Here is a 22,315-nt window from a genome sequence, read left to right as displayed (position 1 = left end):
CGCTCCAGGTCGGCCCGGCCGAGATCGGCCCGCTCAAGATCGGCCCGCTCCTGGTCAGCCCGGCCGAGATCGGCCCTCTCGACATCGGCCCGCTCCAAGTCGGCCCGCTCTAGGTCGGCCCGCTCCAGGTCGGCCCGATCAAGGTCGGCCCGGTCAAGGTCCGCCCCATCCCCCCGGGCCGCCGTCGGCAGGTGGTCTGCGGCTTGTGCGTTCGTCGCCGCCGCTAGGGCAGCGGGTTGTGCGCCTGCCGCGGGGGCGGCGTCGTTCGGGGCGGGGCCGGGGGCTGCGCCGTTCGCTTCGCCTCGGGTGACCGTGGCCGCGTAGCGCGGGTCGGCGCCGAGGAGGTCGCGGTGCGTGCCCTCGGCGACGACGCGCCCGTCCAGGACGAACGCGACGTGCGCGGCGCGGTCGAGCATCAGCGGGCTCGTGGTGCACACCACGGTGGTGCGGCCCGCGCGCGCTTGGCCGAGGCGGTCGGCGATGCGCGCCTCGGTGTGCGCGTCCACCGCACTGGTGGGCTCTACCAGGATGAGCACCTCCGGGTCGGCGGCCAGCGCGCGCGCAAGGCGGAGGCGCTGCTGCTGCCCGCCGGAGAACTCGCGGCCCGCCTCGGCGACGCGCGCGTCCGGGCCGGACGCCGCGACGATGTCCGCCGCGCTCGCGGCCCGCAGCGCGGGCTCCAGGTCGACGGGGCCGCGCGCGGGGGTGAGCGCCTCGGTCAGCGTCCCGGCGAACAGCCGGTCCTCGTTGACCGCGACGACGATGCGGTCGCGCAGGTCGCCGAGGCGGTGCAGCGGCACGCCGCCGGCGTCGACGCGGCCGGGGGCGTAGCCGCCGAGCCGGTCCGCGATCGCGCGGGCGTCCTCCGGGCGGGCCGCCGCGATCGCGGTGAGCCGCCCGGGCCGCACGACCAGGCCCGAGTCGACGTCCGTGAGCGCGCCGGTCGCCGCGGCCGGCGCGGCCGGGCCGCCCCCGGCCGCGCGCTCGGGGGCGATGTCGAGGAGGCGCACCACCCGCTCGGCCGCGACCAGACCCCGGGTGATCTTCCCCGCGGCCTCGCCGAGCGTCCGCAGCGGGGTGATGAGGGCGACGGCGTAGCCGTAGAACGCCACGAGCTGCCCCGCGGAGATCGTCCCCTGCACGGCGAACCGGGCGCCGACCCACGTCACCAGCGCGATCAGCAGGCCCGGCAGCAGCACCTCGGCGCCGCTCAGCCGGGACTCGGCGCGGGCGGCGGCCACCCCGGCCGCGCGGACCCGCTCGGACTCGGCGGCGTAGCGGCCGGCGAACAGCTCCTCCCCGCCGACGCCGCGCAGCACGCGCAGCCCCGCGACGAGGTCGGTCGCGCGGGTGTTGAGCTCCCCGACCCGCTCCCGGTGCTCCTCCTCGCGCTCCCGGTACGGCCGCAGCAGCGGCGCCGCGAGGGCCAGGATCAGCGGGACGCCGACCAGGACGATCAGGCCGAGCGGCGGCGAGATCGCCAGCAGGATCGCGGCGACGGCGACGACCGCGACGACCGCGCCGCTGCCCCGCGAGACGATGTCGAGGGCGTCCCCGATGCCGGTCACGTCCGACATGCCGATGCTGACGACCTCCCCGGCGCTCATCCGCTTCTGCAGCGTCGCGCCGAGCCGCGTCGCGTGCCGGGTGACGAGCTGGATCGTCCGGTAGGCGGCGGCGAGCCAGTTCGCGACGGCGAACCGGTGGCGGGCGCCGCCCGCGGCCGCCTGGCACACCCCGACGAGTACCAGGACGCCCGACCACGCGGCCAGCGCCCCGGCGTCCCGCGCGGTCATGGCGTCCACGGCCCGGCCCAGCACCCCGGGGATCAACACGTACCCGAGCATCCACAGGACGCCGAGGGCCGCGCCGGCGGCCGCGGTGCGCCACTGCACGCGCAGCAGCCACAGGAGGTACCGGGCGGGAGAGCGGTGATCGGGATTGCCTGGATCTTTCTCCGGCAATGGCTTCACCACCGCAGGCTATGCAGGCCGCGGGCGGGGAATCGAGCGATTTTCCGGCCGCGCGCCACGACGCGCCCGGTGCGTCCCGTGGTAAGGAGACGCTAAGCTCTCACCGTACGGAGCGGGCTTCCCCAGCGCTCCATGAGCCGGGACCCTGGCGGTTAGGCAAAGGCCACCACCCCGGTGCGGCCGTCCGTCCGCGCGGTGAGCGCGCGGCATGCGGAGCCGTCCTGACGTTGCCAGTGCCCGTCGCCGGCCCTAACTCTTGGAAGCTTTGTGAGCGCCATCAGCCATCAGACGCGTCCCCCCGCCTCGGGAGCCGAGGATCGGGTGGACCTCCTCCTCATCGACGACACCCCCTCCGGCGTCCTCATGGTCGAGAAGCTGCTCGCCGACAGCGGCCTGGACGCCGACATCACCGTCGCCGCCGACCTGGCGACCGCCCGCCGCGCCCTCACCCGGCGGACGCAGTGCATCATCGTGGACCTGTCGGCGCCCGGCATCGACGACCGGATGGCGGGCCTGCGGGAGGTCCTGGAGATGTCCGGCACCGCCGCCGTCGTGGTGCTGACCGGCCTGGACGACGCGCACCTCGGGGTGCGGGCCGTCGCCGCGGGCGCCGAGGACTACCTGGTCAAGCAGGAGGTGGACGGGCCGCTGCTGGCCCGCGCCGTCCGGTACTCGATAGAGCGCAAGCGCGCCGAGGAGACCGAGCGGCGGCTCGTGGAGGCGCGGATCCTGCGGCGCGAGAACGCGCGGCTGGAGCGCGGGCTGCTGCCCGTCCCGCTGATCGACGACCCGTCGCTGCGGCACCACACCCGCTACCGGCCGGGCCGGCGGCGGGCGCTGCTCGGCGGCGACTTCTACGACACCGTGCAGACCGAGGGCGGCGCCGTCCACCTGATGATCGGGGACGTCTGCGGGCACGGGCCGGACGAGGCGGCGCTCGGCGTGCAGCTCCGGATGGCGTGGCGGACGCTCGTGCTGGCGGGGCACACCGGGGAGCAGCTGCTCGGCATCCTCGACAGCGTCCTCGGGCACGAGCGGCGCAACGAGGAGATCTTCACGACCCTCTGCATGATCACGATCGCGCCGTCCCGGCGGACCGCGCGGATGCACCTGGCCGGGCATCCGGCGCCGCTGCTGTTCCGCGAGGGCCCGGCCGGCTCGTACGACGTGTCGGCGCTGCCGGACTACGCGCACGGCCCGGCGCTCGGGCTGATCCCGGGCGCCGAGTGGCCGACGACGGAGATCGACCTCGGCGAGTCGTGGGGCCTGATGCTCTACACCGACGGGCTGATCGAGGGCCGGATCGGCGCGGGCCCGGACCGGCTCGGCACCGACGGCCTGGTGAAGCTCGCGCACGCGGCGCGCGGGACGGGCGCGACCGGCCGCGCGCTCATCGACGAGCTCGTCGCCGAAGTCGAGCACCTCAACGAGGACGCGCTCACCGACGACCTCGCCGTCCTGCTGTGCTCCCATGCGCCGCCCTCGGCGTCAGGCCGCTAGACGACCTTCCTTCAACGGGCCTTGCCGCGATTGCTGCATCGCTCCGCTCGAATCTGGCTTCGCTCGCGATCGCAGTGGGGTCGGCACTGCGTGGTTGAGTGAGGGCTGAGGGCGCGACCCGTTCCGACCTGGGCCTTTCGAGGGCGGGTCAATGTCATTTCGGTCACGTTAAGTCCGAGTTCCCGAACGGTCTGTGAAGTCGCTCACCTGCGGACGCCCGGTGGAACGCGGAAACCCCCGTTCTCCTCGGACGATAGTCCTGGGCTATCGAAATGAGTGCGCCCATGACTTGGAGCTCTGCACCGAGTCGGACATAACGTGCGCCCGTGGCTATAGCGATACCTGCGATCTACCGGTCGACCGTCGGCAAGAAGGCCGTCATGGCCGTGACCGGCGGCATCCTCGTGCTGTTCCTGATCGCGCACATGGTCGGGAACCTGAAGATCTTCTTCGGCGCGGAGGACTTCAACCACTACGCGCACTGGCTGCGCACGATCGGTGAGCCCGCCGTCCCCCGCCGGACGGTGCTGACGCTCCTCGAGGTCGTCCTGCTGGTCGCGGTGGTCCTGCACATGTGGTCGGCGGTGTCGCTGGCCCGCCGCGCGCGCGCCGCGCGTCCCGTCAAGTACGAGTCGAAGAAGAAGAGCCACGCGCAGGGCTACGCCACCCACACGATGCGCTACGGCGGGATCATCATCGCGTTCTACGTCGTCTGGCACCTGCTGGACCTGACGTTCTTCGTGGTGAACCCGCTCGGCGCCGACGACACCCCCTACGACCGGATGATCGCGGACTTCGACCCGTCCCGCTGGTACATCACCGTCTGGTACGTCGTCGCGGTGCTGCTGGTCGGCCTGCACCTGCACCACGGCATCTGGAGCGCGTTCCAGACCCTCGGCCTGCGCACCCCGCGCAGCCACAACCTCCTGCGGGGCCTCGCCATCGCCGTCTCCGCCGTGGTGACGATCGGCTTCATCTCCGTGCCCGTCTCCATCACCTTCGGATGGGTGAGCTGAACATGAGCGACGACCTCTACGACATCGGCGACCCGATCGTCGACGGCAAGGTGCCCGCCGGCCCGATCGAGGACCGCTGGACCACGCGCAAGTTCGAGGCCAAGCAGATCAACCCGGCCAACAAGCGCAAGAAGAAGATCATCATCATCGGCACCGGGCTGGCCGGCGGGTCCGCCGGCGCCACGCTCGGCGAGGCCGGCTACCACGTCCAGCAGTTCTGCTTCCAGGACAGCCCGCGCCGCGCCCACTCGATCGCCGCGCAGGGCGGCATCAACGCCGCCAAGAACTACCGCAACGACGGCGACAGCGTGTACCGGCTCTTCTACGAGACGGTCAAGGGCGGCGACTTCCGGTCCCGCGAGTCGAACGTGTACCGGCTCGCCGACATCTCCCGGAACATCATCGACCAGTGCGTCGCGCAGGGCGTCCCGTTCGCCCGCGAGTACGGCGGCCTGCTCGACAACCGCTCGTTCGGCGGCACCCAGGTGTCCCGGACGTTCTACGCCCGCGGCCAGACGGGGCAGCAGCTCCTCCTCGGCGCCTACCAGGCGCTGATGCGGCAGGTCGAGCTCGGCAACGTCGAGCTGTTCCCGCGCCACGAGATGCTCGACCTGATCATGGAGGACGGGCGCGCCCGCGGCGTCGTCGTCCGGAACCTGATCGACGGCGAGGTCAAGCACTACACCGCGGACGCGGTCGTGCTGGCGTCCGGCGGCTACGGCAACGTGTACTTCCTGTCCACGAACGCGATGGGCTCGAACGTCACCGCGTCCTGGCGGGCGCACCGGCACGGCGCCCTGTTCGCCAACCCGTGCTACACGCAGATCCACCCGACCTGCATCCCGGTCAGCGGCGACCACCAGTCGAAGCTGACCCTGATGTCGGAGTCGCTGCGCAACGACGGCCGCGTCTGGGTGCCGAAGAAGGCCAAGGACGAGCGCCGCCCCGCCGACATCCCCGAGGACGAGCGCGACTACTACCTGGAGCGCATCTACCCCTCGTTCGGCAACCTGGTCCCCCGCGACATCGCGTCCCGCGCCGCGAAGAACGTGTGCGACGAGGGCCGCGGCGTCGGCCCCGGCGGGCTCGGCGTCTACCTCGACTTCGCCGACGCGATCGGGCGGCTCGGCCGCGACAAGGTCGAGGCGAAGTACGGGAACCTGTTCGAGATGTACGAGCGGATCACGGGCGAGAACCCGTACGAGACGCCGATGCGCATCTACCCCGCCGTGCACTACACCATGGGCGGCCTGTGGGTCGACTACGACCTCGAGTCGACGATCCCCGGCCTGTTCGTGATCGGCGAGGCGAACTTCTCCGACCACGGCGCGAACCGCCTCGGCGCGTCCGCCCTCATGCAGGGCCTCGCCGACGGCTACTTCGTGCTGCCGGCCACGATCAACGACTACATCGCCAAGAACGCCCTGCCTCCGGCGTCGGACGCCGCGATCGCCGAGGCGGAGGAGCGCGTCAAGAGCCGCATCGACCGGCTGCTGTCGATCGACGGCGACCGCTCCGTCGACTCCTTCCACCGCGAGCTCGGCCACATCATGTGGGAGTACTGCGGCATGGAGCGCACCGAGGAGGGCCTGCGCAAGGCGCTCGAGCTCATCCCGGCGCTGCGCGAGGAGTTCTGGAAGCGCGTCAAGGTCACCGGCAAGGGCGAGGAGCTCAACCAGCAGCTCGAGAAGGCCGGCCGCGTCGCCGACTTCCTCGAACTGGGCGAGCTGATGGTGATCGACGCACTGCACCGCACCGAGTCCTGCGGCGGCCACTTCCGCGCCGAGAGCCAGGACGAGGAGGGCGAGGCCAAGCGCGACGACGACAACTTCGGCTACGTCGCCGCCTGGGGCTGGCAGGGCGAGGGCGCCAAGCCCGTCCTGCGCAAGGAGACCCTCAACTTCGAATACGTCAAGCCGACGCAGAGGTCGTACAAGTAACCATGAAGCTCACACTGCGCGTCTGGCGCCAGAGCGGCCCCCAGGACAAGGGCAAGATGGTCGAGTACAAGCTCGACGACATCTCCCCCGACGCCTCGTTCCTGGAGATGCTCGACGTCCTCAACGAGAAGCTCATCGCCGACGGGGCCGAGCCCGTCGCGTTCGACCACGACTGCCGCGAGGGCATCTGCGGCATGTGCTCGCTGGTCATCAACGGCACGCCGCACGGTCCCGAGCGGAACACCACGACGTGCCAGCTGCACATGCGCAAGTTCAAGGACGGCGAGGTCATCGACGTCGAGCCGTGGCGCGCCTCGGCGTTCCCGGTCGTCAAGGACCTGGTCGTCGACCGCTCCGCGTTCGACCGGATCATCCAGTCCGGCGGGTACATCACCGCGCCGACCGGGACCGCGCCCGAGGCCCACTCGACGCCCGTCCCGAAGCCGGACGCCGACGCCGCGTTCGAGGCCGCCGAGTGCATCGGCTGCGGCGCGTGCGTCGCGGCCTGCCCGAACGGCTCGGCCGCGCTGTTCCTCGGCGCGAAGATCACCCACCTGGGCCTCATGCCGCAGGGCCAGCCGGAGCGCTGGGACCGGGCCGTCTCCATGCTCGACACCCACGACTCCGAGGGCTTCGGCGGCTGCACCAACACCGGCGAGTGCACCGTCGCCTGCCCGAAGGGCATCGGCCTGGACGTCATCGGGCGCCTCAACGGCGACTACCTGAAGGCGTCCGCGGGCGGCAAGAAGAAGTAGCCGCCCCGCCCCCCAAGGCCCCGCCCGGCCGCGGCAACCGGGCGGGGCCTTGGCTTTTCTCCCCCCCCCCGCCGGACCTCATGCACTAGCATGACGGGCCCGTGCACGTGCATCGTCACGTGCATATGCAGATGCATCACCGCCGGAAGGGGGCGGACACCGATGACCGCCGTTCACCGATCGATCGTGTGCGTCGACGTCGAGGGCTACGGGCACCGCAGCCGGACGGACTGGGACCGGCTCGCCGTCCGACGCGGCATGTACGCCGCGCTCCAGCGCGCCTTCACCGAATCCGGCGTCCCCTGGAACTCCTGCTACTACGAGGACCGCGGAGACGGCGCGATGATCCTCGTCCCGCCCGGCGTACCGAAGGAGCGGCTCGCCGCGCGTCTCCCGGACGCGCTCGCCACGCCGCTCGTCCGGCACAACTGCACGGCCGTCACCGGAGCGCACATCAGGCTTCGGGTCGCGCTCCACGCCGGGGAGATCCGCTACGACCCGCACGGCGTGGTCGGCTCCTCCCTCAACCTGGCGTTCCGGCTGCTGGAGGCCGACCCGGTCAAGTCCGCCCTGCGCTCGTCCCCCGGAGTCCTCGCACTGATCGCGTCCGACTGGTTCTACGACGAGGTGATCCGGCAGACCCCCGTGTGCGCGCCCGCCGCGTACCGGGCCGTCCTCGTCGCGGTGAAGGAGACGCGGACTCGCGGCTGGCTGCGCCTCGCCGGCGCGGACGCCGAACGGCCGACGCACCGTCCCGTCCGGCAGCTCATCGAACGGGCCTGGCCGGGATTCGGCCGCTGACCCGGGCGGGGGCCGGGTCAGTCGTGGACGAGGGTTTCGACGCCTTCGGGGAGGCTGCCGGCGAGGCGCGCCTCGACGAGGAACGTCTCGAGGGTGTCCTGGAACGCCCGCGCGGCGTGGGTCAGCTCGACGTCCTTGCGGTGCGCGAGCGCGATCGTCCGCAGCAGGCCCTCGCCGTGGTGGCCGCGCCGCGCCGCCTCGTCCAGCACCAGCGGGGTGCCCCGCAGGCCCGGCCGTCCGGCCAGCACCATGCTCGGCACCACAGCGATGCCCAGCCCCACCTCGACGAACCGCAGCACCGCGTCCATCTCCCCGCCCTCGACCGCGAACCGCGGCTCGAACCCGGCCGCGCGGCACGCGCCGATCGTCGCCTCCCGCAGGTCGTAGCCGGGGCGGAACATCACGAGCGGACGGTTCCGCAGGTCGTCGATCCGCAGGAACGAGCGGCGCGGCAGCGGCGTCCGTCCCGCCGGTTCCGCCGGGGACGCCACGACGAGGTACTCGCGCAGTATCGGGGTGGTGTCCAGCGGCGGGTCGCCGTGCAGGGGGAGGATGACCAGGGCCATGTCCAGCTCGCCCCGCGTGAGCTGCCGCACCAGGTCGCGGGAACCGCCCTCCTCGACGATCAGCTGGATGCCCGGGTAGGCGTCGTGGAAGCGGCGCAGCACGTCGGCGAGCAGCCCCGCGCACAGCGACGGCGTCGCGCCCAGCCGCACCCGCCCCCGCCGCAGCCCGGCGAGCTCCTGCACCTCGACCCGTGCGGTCTCGACGTCGGCGAGGATGCGCTTGGCCAGCGGCAGCAGCGCCTCCCCCGCGGGCGTCAGCGCGATGTTGCCGCGGGCCCGGCTGAACAGCGACACGTTCAGCTCGCTCTCCAGCGCGCGGATCTGCTTGCTCAGCGACGGCTGCGCCACGCGCAGGAGCTCCGCGGCCTGCGTGAAGTGCCGGACCTCCGCGACCGCGACGAAATAGGCGAGCTGCTGCAACTGCATCCTGCACAGGGTACGGGGCCGCCGCCCGCGCGCCCGCAGGCGGCTAGCGGATGTGCTCGCGCAGCGCCTGGAGGTCGTGGACGATCAGGCGGCGCCGTCCCGTCTCGATGAGGCCGTGCCCGCGCAGGTGGCGCAGCGCCTTGCTCACCGCCTCGCGGGACGCGCCGACCCAGCCGGCCAGCTCCTCCTGCGACAGGTTCAGGGTGATCCGGACGCTCTCGCCGCCCGGCTGCCCGGACCCGTACGGCACGCCGAACCGCTCGGCGAGCTCCACGAGGCGCTGCGCGACCCGGCCGGTGGCGTCGAACATGCCGAACTCCGCGCGCTTGCGGTCGGCGTCCCGCCACCGCTGGCACAGCATCCGCATGATGATGATCGACACGCGTCCGTTGGCTTCGAGGAAGCGCATGAACGCCGCCGACGGGACGGCGAGCGCCCGGACCGGTTCGAGGGCCTCGACGGTCGCCGACCGCGGCAGCCCGTCGATCGCCGCGACCTCGCCGAGCAGCGCGCCCGGCTCCCGCACCGCCAGCAGCGCCTCCCCGCCGTGCTCGCGGTAGGTGAACGCCTTCACCCGTCCCTTCAGCAGGACCGCCACCCACGCCGACCGGTCGCCTTCGACGAACAGCGCCTCGCCGCGCTCGAAGTCCCGGACGTGCCCGTGGTCTTCCAGCTCGGCGCGTTCGGCCGGGGTGAGTTCGGCCAGGAACGAACCCGGTTCGAGGGCGGTCATGCCACCACGCTAAAGCGAACCCCCCGGGACCGGTCCCGGGGAAAGAATCACGAATTCATCACACGTTGTGTGCACTTCTCCCTATTCGTCCCCCTCGCGGGTGCGCCAGGGTGGTGCGCGGTGTGTCGCGGGGAACGGCGGGCGGCGGTGCGGGGGCACGCCGCCCGCCCCGCGGCCGCCGGCGCACCGCCGGGGCGCGGCTCGGGGACGGCCGGCGCCCCGGAGGGGGTGCGGGCGCCGGCCGCTCGCCGGGTCAGGCGGAGGGGGTGTCCTGCCCCTTCTTGACGATCCCGAGCTTGGTGCCGAGCCAGACCACCGGGTCGTACTTGCGCCCGACGACCCGCTCCTTCATCGGGATGAGCGCGTTGTCGGTGATCTTGATGTGCTCGGGGCAGACCTCGGTGCAGCACTTGGTGATGTTGCAGAAGCCGAGGCCGTGGTCCTGCTGGGCGATCTCGCGGCGGTCGGCCTGGTCGGCCGGGTGCATCTCGAGCTCACCGATCCGCATGAGGTAGCGCGGCCCGGCGAAGTCGGGCTTGTTCTCCTCGTGGTCGCGGATGACGTGGCAGACGTTCTGGCACAGGAAGCACTCGATGCACTTGCGGAACTCCTGCGAGCGCTCGACGTCCACCTGCTGCATGCGCAGCTCGCCCGGCTTCGCGTCGCCCGGGTCGAACGACGGGATCTCGCGGGCCTTCTCGTAGTTGAACGACACGTCGGTGACCAGGTCGCGGATGACCGGGAACGTGCGGACGGGCGTGACCGTGATCGTCTCGTCTGGTTCGAAGGTCGACATGCGGGTCATGCACAGCAGCCGGGGCATGCCGTTGATCTCGGCGGAGCACGAGCCGCACTTGCCGGCCTTGCAGTTCCACCGGACGGCCAGGTCCGGGGCCTGCGTGGCCTGCAGGCGGTGGATGATGTCGAGGACGACCTCGCCCTCGTTCACCTCCACCGTGTAGTCGGTGAGCTCGCCGTCGCCCTCGTCGCCGCGCCAGACGCGGAACTTCGCCTCGTAGCTCATCCGTCGCCCTCCTCGCCCTCGGCCTTCCCGTCCGCGTCCGCCGCGGCGGCGTCGGCGGGCAGTTCCTCGCCGGTCAGGTACTTCTTCAGCTCGTCGGTCTCGAACAGGCCGAGCAAGTCGGCGCGCATCGCCGGCATCGGCTGCCGCGTCAGCTCGACGTGCGGGTCGGCCGGGTCGCCCGCCAGGCGGCAGACGAGGTTGACCTTCCGCCATTCCGCCGACATCTGCGGGTAGTCGTCGCGGGTGTGGCCGCCGCGGCTCTCCTGGCGTTCGAGGGCCGCCTTCGCGACGGCCTCGGACACCAGCAGCATGTTGCGCAGGTCGAGCGCGAGGTGCCAGCCGGGGTGGTAGCCGCGGCCGTCGTGCACGGCGACCGGCTCCACGGACACGCGGGCGACCCGCTCGCGGAGCTTCTGCAGGGCCTCGATGGCCTGCCGCAGCTCCTCCTCCTTGCGGATGATGCCGACCAGCTCGTTCATCGTGGTCTGCAGTTCGGCGTGGACCGCGTACGGGTTCTCGCCGCCCTCGCGCTCGAACGGTGCGAGCGCCTCCGCCGTGGCGTCGTCCACGATCTCGTCGGGCACGGCCGGACGGGCGTCGAGCGCGTCGACGTACTCGGACGCGCCGAGCCCGGCGCGGCGCCCGAACACCAGCAGGTCGGACAGCGAGTTGCCGCCGAGCCGGTTCGAGCCGTGCATGCCGCCCGCGACCTCGCCGGCGGCGAACAGCCCGGGGACCTTCGCGGCCGCGGTGTCGGGGTCGACCTCGACGCCGCCCATCACGTAGTGGCAGGTCGGCCCGACCTCCATCGGCTCCTTGGTGATGTCGACGTCCGCCAGCTCCTTGAACTGGTGGTGCATCGAGGGGAGCCGCCGGACGATCTCCGCGGCGCCGCCCGGCATCCGGTCGACGACCGTGAGGTACACGCCGCCGTGCGGGGAGCCCCGGCCGGCCTTCACCTCGGAGTTGATCGCGCGGGCGACCTCGTCGCGGGGCAGCAGCTCGGGGGGCCGCCGGTTGTTGTCGGGGTCGTCGTACCAGCGGTCGCCCTCCTCGGGGGAGGTGGCGTACTTGTCCTTGAAGACCTCGGGGATGTAGTTGAACATGAACCGCTCGCCCTCGGAGTTCTTCAGGACGCCGCGGTCGCCGCGCACCGACTCGGTGACGAGGATCCCCTTGACGGACGGGGGCCAGACCATCCCGGTGGGGTGGAACTGGACGAACTCCATGTTCAGCAGCGTCGCGCCCGCCTGCAGGGCGAGCGCGTGGCCGTCCCCGGTGTACTCCCACGAGTTCGACGTGACCTTGAACGCCTTGCCGATCCCGCCGGTGGCGAGGACGACGGCCGGCGCCTCGAACACGACGAACTTGCCCGTCTCGCGCACGTACCCGAACGCGCCGCAGATCCGGTCGCCGTCCTTGAGCAGCCGCGTGACGGTCGTCTCGGCCCACACCTTGAGGCGGGCCTCGTAGTCGCCGTGCTCGGCGCGGTCCTCCTGCTGGAGCGCGACGATCTTCTGCTGGGCCGTGCGGATCAGCTCCAGGCCCGTCCGGTCGCCGACGTGCGCCAGCCGCGGGTACTCGTGCCCGCCGAAGTTCCGCTGGCTGATCTTGCCGTCCTTGGTGCGGTCGAACAGCGCGCCCCACAGTTCGAGCTCCCAGATGCGGTCCGGGGCCTCCTTGGCGTGCAGTTCCGCCATCCGCCAGCTGTTCAGGAACTTCCCGCCGCGCATCGTGTCGCGGAAGTGCACCTGCCAGTTGTCGTTGGCGTTGACGTTGCCCATCGCGGCGGCGGCGCCGCCCTCGGCCATGACGGTGTGCGCCTTGCCGAACAGCGACTTGGAGATGATCGCCGTCTTCTTGCCCTGGAGGCGAGCCTCGATCGCCGCGCGCAGCCCGGCGCCGCCGGCACCGATCACCACGACGTCGTACGAGTGCCTCTCGATCTCAGTCATGATTCCTTGGCCTTCAGTTGATGATGCGCAGGTCGGAGATGGTCTCGCTGGCCACGAGCATCACGTAGACGTCGGCGACGACCAGGGAGCCGAGCGTGATCAGCGCGTACATCCCGTGGCGCTCGTTGATCTTGGAGATCCAGCCCCACATCCGGTAGCGCACCGGGTGCTTCGAGAAGTTCTTCAGCCGCCCGCCGACGATGTGCCGGCACGAGTGGCACGACAGCGTGTACAGCCAGAGCAGGATCACGTTCGCCCAGAGGATGACCGTGCCGAGGCCGATGCCGAACCCGCCGCCCTCGCCGTGGAAGGCGCGGACCGCGTCCCAGGTGTTGATGAGCGAGATGAGCACCGCGGCCATCCAGAAGTAGCGGTGCAGGTTCTGCCCGATCAGCGGGAAGCGCCGCTCACCGGTGTACTTGCCGTGCGGCTCGCGGACGGCGCACGCCTGCGGGGCCGCCCAGAACGACCGGTAGTACGCCTTGCGGTAGTAGTAGCAGGTCAGCCGGAACAGCAGCAGGAACGGCAGGGAGATCACCGCGAACGGGATCCAGCCGCGGGTGCCGGCCGGGAGGAACGTCCCGAACTCCGCCGCGTCGCCGGTGTGCCCGTCCACCGTCACGTTGTTGCAGATCTCGTTGAAGCACGGCGAGAAGAACGGCGACAGGTAATGGAATTCCGGGACGAAGAAGGCCGCGCCCCAGAAGGCCCGGATCGTCGCGTACACCACCCACGCCGTGAAGATCACGAAGGTGGTGATCGGGTAGAGCCGCCAGTTGTCCTTGCGAAGCGTGCGTTCCTTGATCTGGGCGCGGGATTTGGCCGGCGCCTCCAGTGTGCTCATCGATCGCTCTCCTGAGCCTCGGGTCGTGTGATCCCCGTACCACGGTCTGCGCGCGCCATGCGGCCGTCGCGCCTCGGCCGCGGCCCCGCCCGCATGCGGGCGGTGACGCCCCGTGCGCGCTTCCAGCGAAGCGACCCTACGCCACGGGCGCGGACCTGTGACATACATAACAGGCGGACCCGCATGTGACCCTGACCACAGACTTTAGCCGTCCGAACGGCTTCCGGACGTCCCGGAGATCTATAAGCAGTCGTTATGGCCAAGGGGAATCGAGACGAGCACAAGAAAGCATGACCGCCCGCCCATCCGCGGGTGGCCGGAACGTTCCGATTTCGTGCTAGAGGAGCCCCGCCCGCAGCACCGTCCGGGCGAAGTGCGCCTCGGCTTCGCTCGTCCGGCCCGTCCCGTACACCCGGAGCGCCTCGGCGAGGTCGGGATAGCGGTCGGCGAGCAGCGCGGCGGCCGCCTCGATCTCGCCCGCCGACGCGACCTCGCGCAGCAGGGCTTGGACGTCCCGCGCGCCGGCCTCCGCCCGCGTGCGCCCGCCGGACGCGCGTCCGTCCGGCGCGGGTTCGGCCTGGGCGGGTTCGGCCTGGGCGGGCGAGGCGGAGGCGGACGCGCCCGCGGACGCGCGGGCGCCGGCCGGCACGCGGAGGCCGGAGGTCGTCGGCGCGGACTCGGCGCGGATCTCCGCCAGCCGGTCCTTGACCCGGGCGGCCGGGAGGTCGGCGAAGCCGGGGTCGGCGGCCAGCTCCTCGACCGCCAGCAGCCGGTGCAGCACGGCCGGGTTGCTGATCTTCGCGCGCTGCCCGGACATGAGCTGCGACAGCATCGGCGCGGACAGGCCGAGCACCCCCGCCAGCCCCGACTGCGACAGCCCGAGCCGGTCGAGGAGCCGGCGCACCCGCTCCCCCAGCGGCTCCCCGTACCACTCGACCTGCAGGGCCCGGTTCCGGACGACGGTGTCCTCGGCGGCGCTCAACGCGAAAACTCCCTTGACCGTTCGCAAGTGCAAACACTAGATTCTCGTACGCACATCCAACGTCTGTGTCGACGCCATGGTTCCACGTAAACCTCCGTTTGCACATGCGACGACCAGGAAAGGCGGCTCGTTCCATGCGTCCGTTCCACCGTGCCGCGGCCGCCGCGGCCGCGGTCCTGCTGCCGGCCGGCGGCCCGGCCGGCTGCACGATGCTCGACGACGCGGGCTCGTCCGGGGACTCGGCCTCGGGAGCGTCCGGGGTCGCGGTCGAGGGCGGCGACCCGTCCGTCGACGCCACCGGCGACGCGATCGTCGCGGCCACGCTCGGCGCGCCGCCGCAGGCGCCGTCGGCCGAGGTCGAGATCGCCGTCCTGGGCCTGCGGGTGCGGGGGAAGCTGGCGACCCTGACCGTCCGGATGACCCCGCGCATCCCTCCCGGCGGGCCGGACAAGGCCAGCCCCTACGACCTGAACGGCAACGAGGGCATCGATCCCTCGCTGGTCGACCCGGTCAACCTGAAGCGCTACGTCGTCGTCAAGGATTCGCGCGGTCGGGAAATGGAGACCGACGACATCACCACCGACCTCGTCAACGGCAAGGCGGGCGCGCTCCGGTACACGTTCGCGGCGCCGCCGGAGAACGTGAAGGCCCTCGACCTGCAGTTCGGCGGCTGGCCGACGTTCCGCGACATCCCCGTGCAGCGATGACCCGCGCGCCCGCCGACCGCGGCCGCCCGGGCCGCGCCCGCACCGCGAGAGCGCCGCGGCCGGAAACGGCCGCGAACAATGCGCCCGTCCGGCACATCATCGTCGGCAACGAACCACTCAGATCATGGACGCCCCTTTCACCCGCGGCGACGAACGGAGGATCCGCATGCGCCGGAGAACAGTGATCGCGGGGGTGCTCGTCGCCGCCCTCGCCGTCCCGTCGGTCGCCGCGGCCGAACCGGACGTGCCGGACTCCGCGGTCAACGCGTCCGTCCGGGGCATCGACGCGGCCTCCGCCGTCCTCGACATCGACCTGTCGCGCGCCGTCGTGGACCTGGAGCGCGAGGAGAGCGCCGACGGACGCGTCACCGTGCAGATCTCGTCCGACGTCCTGTTCGAGTTCGACAAGGCGGCGCTCACCGCCGAGGCGCGCGGCCACATCGCCGAGATCGCCGCCCGCGTCCGCGGCACCGCCGGCACCGTCGAGGTGTCCGGGCACACCGACTCGCGCGGCGAGCCCGGCTACAACCGCGAGCTGTCCCGGCAGCGCGCCGACGCCGTCAAGGCCGAACTCGCGCGCCACCTGTCCGGCGCCGGCGTCGAGATCACCGCCGAGGGCCGCGGCGAGACCGACCCCGTGGCGCCCAACGAGAAGAACGGCGAGGACGACCCGGAGGGCCGCGCGTTGAACCGCCGCGTCGAGATCACTTTCAGCGAGTCGTGACCCCGATGACGGCGAACGCGGCAGAGAACACCCGTCCGCCCGGATCGGCAAGGAGGAACCCGATGCGCCGCCCGACCCGAACGAGAACCGCGCGGCCGGCGGCCGTGCTCGCCGCCGCGCTGCTCGCCGCCTGCGCGGCCCCGGCGTGCTCGGTGCTGGACGGCCCCGGCGCGTCCGGCGCGTCCGAGCGCGGGACGTCCCGCGGCGCCGTCGGCGGCCGGGCCCCGTCCGCCGGGCGCGGCGAGCCCGTCGCGAAGCAGACCTTCACCAGCCCGCTCGCCAAGGGCGCGGCCGTCGACGTCGAGATCATGGGCCTGTCGACGGCCGGGAAGCTGGCCGTCCTCGACGTCCGGTTCACCCCGAAGCTCCCGGCCGGGGCGGACTCGACCTCGGCGTCCCTGTCGCAGCTCCACGGGGTCGAACCGCCCGTCACGCTGCTCGACGGGACGAACCTCAAGCGGTACGTGGTCGTCCGGGACTCGTCCGACTCGGCGCTGCAGAGCGACCTCAACTACACCAGCAGCGAGAACGGGCAGCCCGCCGCACTCCAGTTCACGTTCGCCGCGCCGCCGGAGAACGTGCGGAAGATCGACGTCCAGGTCGGCTCGTGGCCCGCGTTCCGCGGCGTGCCGATCGACCGGTGACGTCCCGCCCCTGAACCCCCGGAGGAGCCATGCGCGTGCACGGAGCCCTCGCCGCCGTCCTCGTCCTGCCCCTGGCCCTGCTCGCCGCGTGCGACGGCGGGGACGGCGGCGATCCCGCCGCGACGGCGGGCACCGGGCGGACGCCGGCGTACACCGGGCCGCTGGTGAAGGAGGCGTGGTCGGCGCTCGGCGGCGGCCGGTCGCGCATCGAGGTCAAGGAGGTCGGCCGCCTGCCGGACCGCTCCCTGCTGCGGTTCTACCTGACCAACCCCGGCAAGGAGGCGACCTTCTACTCCTTCGGGACGTCGGTGGCGGGCTCGGCGTTCGGCAACCTGCACTTCACCCTGGTCGACCCCGTCGGGCACAAGGCGTACACCCCGCTCTACGACGGCGGCGACCTGACGGTCGGCAGCGAGACGCGCTGGACGTCCGTCCACCCGGGCGTGCGCTACGAGGCGGTGCTGGCGTTCCCGCCGCTGCCCGAATCGGTCCGCCGGATCACGGTGATCAGCCCGACGACGGCCGGGGAGTTCACCGGCGTGCCGGTCGTGGCGGGCGGACCGGACGGCCCCGCCGCCCCCGGCGTCCCCGGCGGGCTCGAGACCCCTCGGCCAGGGTCCACCGTGTCGTTCCCGATGCGGAACCCCACCGGGGAGACCTCCGGCGGGACGCACGACCTGTACTCCCTCACGGAGGGCGAAGCGAAGTCGACGACCAGCAGCTCGACGGAGGAGACGATCGGGCTGCGCACCGACGTGGTGTTCGCGTTCGACAAGGCCGCGCTGTCCGCACGGGCGAAGGCCGTCCTGGACGAGGTGGCGCGCGAGACCCGGGCCAAGGCCGACCCGGCGAAACCACCGATCCGCATCACCGGGCATACCGACAGCAAGGGCGCGGACGACTACAACCTCGACCTGTCGCGGCGCCGCGCGGACGCCGTCCTGGAGGCGCTGCGGGCCCGGCTCGGCCCCGGCTACCGGTACGAGGCGGCCGGGAAGGGCGAGGCCGAGCCGATCGCGCAGGAGGGCGGCGCGGACGACGCCGAGGCGCGCGCCCGGAACCGCCGCGTCGAGGTCTCCTACAAGATCAAGCAGCAGACGGCCGCGACCGCCGCCGCGACGTCCCGCGCGCCCCGGGACGAGCGCGCGACGGGCGCCGGAGCGCCCGCGCCGTTCCGTCCCGACGACGGCCGGACGGTCGCGAGCCGCACCGCGTCGTTCGGCGCCGGCGACCGGCGGCGGATCGACGTGAAGCCCTTCTACCGGGACGGCGCCTACCTCGTCGCCGTGTTCGACATCGCCAACCTCGGCCCCGACACCGGGCCCGCCTCCACGTCCGACTACCAGGGCGACCACGGCTCCTACGGCAGGTTCGGCGCGTTCTCCGTCCTCGACCCCGCGTCCGGGACCGCCTACCGCGGCGTCCGGATGGGCCCGCAGGACCCGGTGCGGGTCAACCTCGCGTTCGTCGACCCCGGCTGGGCCGTCTTCCGCACGGAACCGGGCACGAGCAACCGCGGGTTCGTCTACGTGCCCGCGCCGCCGCCGGACGTCCGGTCCGTCACGTTCGACGCGGGCCCGTTCGGCCGGATCCCGAACATCCCGATCCGGTGACTCAGGCGCCGCGCGGTCCCGGGGGCGGGCCGAGGTGGTCGAAGATCTGCAGCGGCTCGCCGTCCAGCGTGCACGCCGGCAGCCGCAGCACCAGCCCGCACATGCCGAGGGCGCGGCGCGCCGCGGCCGCGTCCGGCGGGCGCCGCTCCGGGTCGGGGTCGCACAGGCACGCGACCACCGACCACAGCCCCGGCGGCGTCCCGGCGGGCGGCGCGCCCACCCGCTGCCGCGGCTCCGGGTCGCCCGCGCCCGTCAGCATCCGCCACCCGACCATCCCGGCCGCGTAGAGGTCCTGGCGCGGCCCCGGCCGGTTCCAGTCCAGCACCTCGGGCGCCAGGTAGCCCGGGGTGCCGACGGTGAACCCGGTCGTGGTGACCCGCGGCCCGTCGTCCTCGAGCGCGATCCCGAAGTCGGCGAGCCGGACGAGCGGCGCGCCCACCGCACTCGGCTCCAGCAGCAGGTTCGCCGGTTTCACGTCGCGGTGCACGACCCCGGCCGCGTGGATGTGGCTCAGCGCGGCCAGCAGCTGGTCCAGCACCTCGGCGGCGTACTCCGGCGGCAGCCGCCCGTAGTCGCCGAGGAGCGTCTGCAGCGAACCGCCGCGCACCAGCTCCATCGCGAGCAGCACGTCGTCGTCGGCCGCGCAGGACGCGTACGGCGTCACCACGTGCGGGTGCGCGAGCCGCAGCGCCTGCTCCCGGACGGCCCGCAGCACCGTCGTCGGCCCGCGCCGCCGGACGAGCTTCGCCGCGCAGTACCGTCCCTCGGCGTGGTCGAACGCCCGCCACACGCGGCTCGTCCCGCCCGTCCCGATCCGGTCCAGCATCGTGAACCGGCCGCCGATCACCCACCCCGTGCTCACGCAGCGATCGTACGGAACCCCACCACGGGCCTCGATTCGGACGAACGTGTCAACAGATCACGACTTCTGCGCATCTAATAAAGGGAGTCGGGCGATCAGCCGCGATCCCACCCAGTTCGTAGACTGACGAGCCGCACCGACCACGCCCCGACAGGGCTTGCCGAGACGGGACCGATGAGCACCGAACCCCCGAGGGGCCCCGAACCGCGCCGCGAGGACTCCGCGGACGTCCCCGAAGACGAAGCCCCCGCCGTCCACGACCGTCCCGACACCCCCGCTGCGGACGACAAGACCCCCGGCACCGGCCAGGACACCACGGACACCCCCAAGGCCGACACGGACGACTCCCAGGGCGACACGGACGCGGGCGAAGGCGCGGACGCGCGCAAGGACGCGGGTGCGGGCGAGGGCGGCGCGGATGGGCCCGCCGACACCTCGGACGAGCGTGAGCGCGACGCCGATGAGCGCGACAACACGGACGAACTTAAGGACAAGGACGCGCGCGAGGCCAACCCGGACGAACGCGGCGAGACGGACGAGTCCGGGTCAGGGCGCGACGCGGACGAGCGCGAAGACGACGCCGACGAGCGCGGCGAGATGGAGGCGCGCGAGGGCGCGGTCACGGGCGGCGACGGTGCGGACGGCGACGAGGCGCAGGACCGTGCCAACGAGGACGGCGAGAAGGACGGGGAGAGCCGCTCGGACTCCGGGGACGGTCCGGACGACGACGGCGCTCGGCATGTGGTGTCGTTCCCGGAGCGGCACGACACGCGGCGGGCCCGGCGGCGCAAGATCCTGCGCCGGACCGCCATCGGCCTCGTGGCCGTGCTCGTGGCCGGGACCGGGGGCGCGTACTGGCTGTATCGCGACCTGATGGGCGGCATCGAGCAGAAGAACGTCGGGTCGCAGCTGGGGACGGACCGGCCGCAGAAGCTCAACGAATCGCTCAACATCCTGCTGCTCGGCTCGGACACCCGCGAGGGCGACAACGCCGAGTACGCGGTGCCGGGGATGGCGGGCGCGCGCTCGGACACGACGATCCTGCTGCACCTGTCGCCGAACCGGGACCAGGCCGTCGCGGTGAGCTTCCCGCGCGACTCGATGGTGAAGATCCCCGAGTGCGAGAAGGAGGACGGCGGCGAGGTGTCCGCGCGGTTCGGGATGCTGAACAGCGCGTTCGCCTACGCGGGACCGACGTGCACGTGGAAGACGCTCGAGTCGCTCACGGGCGTCCACATCGACCACTTCGTCCAGATCGACTTCTCCGGGTTCAAGCGGATGGTGGACGCGCTGGGCGGCGTGGAGATCTGCGTCGAGAAGCCCGTCAACGATCCGCGCGCGGAGCTGTACCTGGACGCGGGGAAGCAGACCGTCAAGGGCGATAAGGCGCTCGGGTACGTCCGGGCCCGGTACTCGCTGGGCAACGGCTCGGACCTCGGGCGGATCGAGCGCCAGCAGAAGTTCATGGCGGCCGTCGTGGACAAGGCGCTCAGCTCCGACGTCCTGACGGACCCGGCCAAGACCTACGACTTCCTCAAGGCGGCCACCGACTCCATCACCACCGACGACGAGTTCGGCCTGTCGGACATGCGCAAGCTCGCGGAGGGCCTGCGCGGCATGAGCGCCGGGCAGGTCCGGTTCGTCACGGTCCCGGTCAAGGGCTACAAGCCCGACCCGAACCGGGTGCAGTGGAATGACGAGCTGGCCGACCCGATGTTCGAGGCGATCCGGCACGACGACAAGCTCCCCGCCGCGCCCGCCGCGCCGGCGGACGCGAAGCCCGCGCCGAAGCCCAAGGACGTCGAGGTCACCGTCGTGTCCGCGGGCGCGAGGGACAAGGCCGTCGACAACATCGTGAGGCAACTGGAGCGGCGCGGGTTCAAGGTGGCCGACGACGTCCAGGACGCGCCGGACGCGCCGGACAGCCGCATCGTGTTCGCGCCGACGGCCGAGGCGCAGGCGTCCGTCCTCGCGCGGGACGCCCCCGACGCGCTGCTCACCCCGGACGGCGGCGCGCCGAAGGACGGCGTGCGGCTCGTGATCGGGAAGAAGGGGCTGAAGCTGGCGCCGCCCCCCATCCAGAACATCGGGGAGAAGGCGGAGTCCGGGAAGAAGCTCTGCGAGTAGGCGCTAGGTGTTCTGTCTCGTGAGGTTGGGAACGCGGCTGGCTGGTGGGAGGCCGCCGAGTGCGGTGTGGCCGCGGTGGTGATTGTAGGTGTGCAGCCACCGCGGGAGTGCTCGGCGGCGTTCGGTCTCTGACCGGTAGGGCCGGTGGTAGGCCCATTCGTCGAGCAGGGTGCGGTTGTAGCGTTCGACCTTGCCGTTGGTCTGAGGCCGGTAGGGACGGGTTCGTTTGTGCGTGACGCCGGCCGTGGTCAGGGTGTCGTGCCACAGGCGTGATCGGTAGCACGATCCGTTGTCGGTCAGGACGCGCCGCACGGTGATCCCGGCTCGGGTGAAGAACGCCTGCGCCCGCTGCCAGAACGCTGCCGCCGTCTCCTTGGTCTCGTCGGACAGGATTTCGGTGTAGGCCAGGCGGGAGTGGTCGTCGACGGCGTTGTGCAGGTAGCCGTAGCCCAGGTTGGGGCGCCCGCCGGTGGTGCGGGGCCGGTGCGGGTCGCGGTGGGCCGAGGAGTTGCGGCCGCCGGCGGCGCGGCCGTGGGTTTTGTGGCCGCCGCCGTCGGGGATGTTGCCGAGTTTCTTGATGTCGACGTGCACCAGGTCGCCGGGCGCGTCGTGCTCGTAGCGGCGGACGGTGCGGCCGGTGGCGCGGTCCAGGTGGGCCAGGCGGGGCATGCCGTGGCGGGTCAGGACCCGGTGCACGGTGGCGGGGTTGAGGCCGAGCAGGTAGGCGATGCGGGCCGGTCCCCAGCGGCGCAGCACCCGGACCTTGATGATGCGCCGCTCGGTGCGGGCAGGGGTCCGGCGCGGGCTGCGGCGGGGCCGGGAGGACCGGTCGGCCATGCCCGCCTCGCCCAGTTCCCGGTACCGGGTCGCCCACCGCTGTGCGGTGCTCACCGAGACCTGGAACCGTTCGGCGGCCCGACGCAGCGGCCACCCGTCGGTGACCACGCATCGGGCCAGGCGCAGACGTCCGGTCTCGGTCAGCGGGGCGTTACGGTGGGGCATGAGGGCCTCCTGGGGGTCGGTGCAGATGTCGCAATCCACACCGAACCCGGAGGCCCTCCCTCACTTCAAGATCATCCGACCGTGCCGCCGCGTTCGCAACCTCCATGGTCAGTACAGCTAG

General features: G+C 72.4%; 19 protein-coding genes. 10 read left to right on the top strand and 9 right to left on the bottom strand.

The genetic code is table 11. The features are described from left to right. On the bottom strand, positions 1-1,973 hold a 1,973-nt coding region (locus tag H505_RS45885), incomplete at its 3' end, for an ABC transporter transmembrane domain-containing protein (RefSeq protein WP_169528890.1). Positions 1,974-2,294: 321 nt separating this feature from the next. On the opposite strand from H505_RS45885, the gene H505_RS45880 reads away from it, so the two are divergent. From H505_RS45880 to H505_RS45875, 5 genes are all read left to right on the top strand, one after another. Then, positions 2,295-3,473: a PP2C family protein-serine/threonine phosphatase gene (locus H505_RS45880; protein ID WP_245592683.1), complete on the top strand. Its 1,179-nt coding sequence runs from the start codon at positions 2,295-2,297 to the stop codon at positions 3,471-3,473. Positions 3,474-3,799: 326 nt separating this feature from the next. Beyond that, a complete protein-coding gene (locus tag H505_RS0132755) occupies positions 3,800-4,489 on the top strand; it encodes a succinate dehydrogenase cytochrome b subunit (RefSeq protein WP_026405329.1) in 690 nt (229 codons plus the stop codon). A gap of 2 nt (positions 4,490-4,491) precedes the next feature. Beyond that, positions 4,492-6,429, top strand: coding sequence for a fumarate reductase/succinate dehydrogenase flavoprotein subunit (locus tag H505_RS0132750; RefSeq protein ID WP_026405328.1), 1,938 nt, complete (start codon positions 4,492-4,494; stop codon positions 6,427-6,429). 2 nt (positions 6,430-6,431) lie between these two features. Further along, positions 6,432-7,184, top strand: coding sequence for a succinate dehydrogenase/fumarate reductase iron-sulfur subunit (locus tag H505_RS0132745; protein WP_026405327.1), 753 nt, complete (start codon positions 6,432-6,434; stop codon positions 7,182-7,184). Positions 7,185-7,346: 162 nt separating this feature from the next. After that, entirely contained in the window at positions 7,347-7,985 is a 639-nt protein-coding gene (locus tag H505_RS45875) for a hypothetical protein (protein ID WP_157433218.1), read from the top strand. A gap of 17 nt (positions 7,986-8,002) precedes the next feature. On the opposite strand, the gene H505_RS0132735 is transcribed toward H505_RS45875, so the two are convergent. From H505_RS0132735 to H505_RS0132710, 6 genes are all read right to left on the bottom strand, one after another. Beyond that, a complete protein-coding gene (locus tag H505_RS0132735; protein WP_026405326.1) occupies positions 8,003-8,977 on the bottom strand; it encodes a LysR family transcriptional regulator in 975 nt (324 codons plus the stop codon). Between the two features lie 43 nt (positions 8,978-9,020). After that, positions 9,021-9,710: a Crp/Fnr family transcriptional regulator gene (locus tag H505_RS0132730; protein ID WP_026405325.1), complete on the bottom strand. Its 690-nt coding sequence runs from the start codon at positions 9,708-9,710 to the stop codon at positions 9,021-9,023. Positions 9,711-9,963: 253 nt separating this feature from the next. Next, positions 9,964-10,734, bottom strand: coding sequence for a succinate dehydrogenase/fumarate reductase iron-sulfur subunit (locus H505_RS0132725; protein ID WP_026405324.1), 771 nt, complete (start codon positions 10,732-10,734; stop codon positions 9,964-9,966). Beyond that, positions 10,731-12,689 (bottom strand): fumarate reductase/succinate dehydrogenase flavoprotein subunit, encoded by a 1,959-nt coding sequence (locus tag H505_RS0132720; protein WP_026405323.1) that lies wholly within the window; start codon positions 12,687-12,689, stop codon positions 10,731-10,733. Before H505_RS0132720 ends, H505_RS0132725 begins: the two co-directional genes overlap by 4 nt. Positions 12,690-12,702: 13 nt before the next feature. Beyond that, positions 12,703-13,533 (bottom strand): hypothetical protein, encoded by an 831-nt coding sequence (locus tag H505_RS0132715; RefSeq protein ID WP_026405322.1) that lies wholly within the window; start codon positions 13,531-13,533, stop codon positions 12,703-12,705. Between the two features lie 337 nt (positions 13,534-13,870). Then, the gene (locus H505_RS0132710; RefSeq protein ID WP_026405321.1) at positions 13,871-14,515 is read right to left on the bottom strand and encodes a helix-turn-helix domain-containing protein; all 645 of its coding nucleotides are present in this window, start codon (positions 14,513-14,515) and stop codon (positions 13,871-13,873) included. A 134-nt stretch (positions 14,516-14,649) separates the two neighbouring features. Between H505_RS0132710 and H505_RS48295 the strand changes: the two genes are divergently transcribed. From H505_RS48295 to H505_RS45860, 4 genes are all read left to right on the top strand, one after another. Beyond that, on the top strand, positions 14,650-15,222 hold the full coding sequence (locus H505_RS48295) for a hypothetical protein (RefSeq protein ID WP_026405320.1): 573 nt from the start codon (positions 14,650-14,652) through the stop codon (positions 15,220-15,222). A 166-nt stretch (positions 15,223-15,388) separates the two neighbouring features. Continuing rightward, the gene (locus H505_RS0132700) at positions 15,389-15,946 is read left to right on the top strand and encodes an OmpA family protein (RefSeq protein WP_026405319.1); all 558 of its coding nucleotides are present in this window, start codon (positions 15,389-15,391) and stop codon (positions 15,944-15,946) included. 62 nt (positions 15,947-16,008) lie between these two features. Next, positions 16,009-16,590, top strand: coding sequence for a hypothetical protein (locus H505_RS45865; protein WP_051301445.1), 582 nt, complete (start codon positions 16,009-16,011; stop codon positions 16,588-16,590). A gap of 29 nt (positions 16,591-16,619) precedes the next feature. Continuing rightward, the gene (locus tag H505_RS45860; protein ID WP_051301444.1) at positions 16,620-18,203 is read left to right on the top strand and encodes an OmpA family protein; all 1,584 of its coding nucleotides are present in this window, start codon (positions 16,620-16,622) and stop codon (positions 18,201-18,203) included. 1 nt (position 18,204) lies between these two features. Here H505_RS45860 and H505_RS45855 read toward each other — a convergent pair whose 3' ends face one another. Continuing rightward, the gene (locus tag H505_RS45855) at positions 18,205-19,065 is read right to left on the bottom strand and encodes a serine/threonine-protein kinase (protein ID WP_051301443.1); all 861 of its coding nucleotides are present in this window, start codon (positions 19,063-19,065) and stop codon (positions 18,205-18,207) included. 174 nt (positions 19,066-19,239) lie between these two features. Between H505_RS45855 and H505_RS45850 the strand changes: the two genes are divergently transcribed. Next, positions 19,240-21,192 (top strand): LCP family protein, encoded by a 1,953-nt coding sequence (locus H505_RS45850; protein ID WP_051301442.1) that lies wholly within the window; start codon positions 19,240-19,242, stop codon positions 21,190-21,192. 3 nt (positions 21,193-21,195) lie between these two features. On the opposite strand, the gene H505_RS0132675 is transcribed toward H505_RS45850, so the two are convergent. Further along, on the bottom strand, positions 21,196-22,194 hold the full coding sequence (locus H505_RS0132675; protein ID WP_026405318.1) for an IS481 family transposase: 999 nt from the start codon (positions 22,192-22,194) through the stop codon (positions 21,196-21,198). Between the last annotated feature and the right edge of the window lie 121 nt (positions 22,195-22,315).

The organism is Actinomadura rifamycini DSM 43936 (assembly GCF_000425065.1).
Lineage (GTDB): Bacteria > Actinomycetota > Actinomycetes > Streptosporangiales > Streptosporangiaceae > Spirillospora > Spirillospora rifamycini.
Note: the sequence above shows the minus strand (reverse complement) of the source record. Positions and strands in the feature narration are given on the sequence as shown.

What these genes read in the sequence shown, in the direction of transcription:
- H505_RS0132750 (WP_026405328.1), top strand. Translation starts at nt 4,492, where the DNA reads ATGAGCGACGACCTCTACGACATCGGCGACCCGATCGTCGACGGCAAG.
- H505_RS0132745 (WP_026405327.1), top strand. Translation starts at nt 6,432, where the DNA reads ATGAAGCTCACACTGCGCGTCTGGCGCCAGAGCGGCCCCCAGGACAAG.
- H505_RS45875 (WP_157433218.1), top strand. Translation starts at nt 7,347, where the DNA reads ATGACCGCCGTTCACCGATCGATCGTGTGCGTCGACGTCGAGGGCTAC.
- H505_RS0132735 (WP_026405326.1), bottom strand. Translation starts at nt 8,977, where the DNA reads ATGCAGTTGCAGCAGCTCGCCTATTTCGTCGCGGTCGCGGAGGTCCGG.
- H505_RS0132730 (WP_026405325.1), bottom strand. Translation starts at nt 9,710, where the DNA reads ATGACCGCCCTCGAACCGGGTTCGTTCCTGGCCGAACTCACCCCGGCC.
- H505_RS0132725 (WP_026405324.1), bottom strand. Translation starts at nt 10,734, where the DNA reads ATGAGCTACGAGGCGAAGTTCCGCGTCTGGCGCGGCGACGAGGGCGAC.
- H505_RS0132720 (WP_026405323.1), bottom strand. Translation starts at nt 12,689, where the DNA reads ATGACTGAGATCGAGAGGCACTCGTACGACGTCGTGGTGATCGGTGCC.
- H505_RS0132715 (WP_026405322.1), bottom strand. Translation starts at nt 13,533, where the DNA reads ATGAGCACACTGGAGGCGCCGGCCAAATCCCGCGCCCAGATCAAGGAA.
- H505_RS48295 (WP_026405320.1), top strand. Translation starts at nt 14,650, where the DNA reads ATGCGTCCGTTCCACCGTGCCGCGGCCGCCGCGGCCGCGGTCCTGCTG.
- H505_RS0132700 (WP_026405319.1), top strand. Translation starts at nt 15,389, where the DNA reads ATGCGCCGGAGAACAGTGATCGCGGGGGTGCTCGTCGCCGCCCTCGCC.
- H505_RS45865 (WP_051301445.1), top strand. Translation starts at nt 16,009, where the DNA reads ATGCGCCGCCCGACCCGAACGAGAACCGCGCGGCCGGCGGCCGTGCTC.
- H505_RS45860 (WP_051301444.1), top strand. Translation starts at nt 16,620, where the DNA reads ATGCGCGTGCACGGAGCCCTCGCCGCCGTCCTCGTCCTGCCCCTGGCC.
- H505_RS45850 (WP_051301442.1), top strand. Translation starts at nt 19,240, where the DNA reads ATGAGCACCGAACCCCCGAGGGGCCCCGAACCGCGCCGCGAGGACTCC.
- H505_RS0132675 (WP_026405318.1), bottom strand. Translation starts at nt 22,194, where the DNA reads ATGCCCCACCGTAACGCCCCGCTGACCGAGACCGGACGTCTGCGCCTG.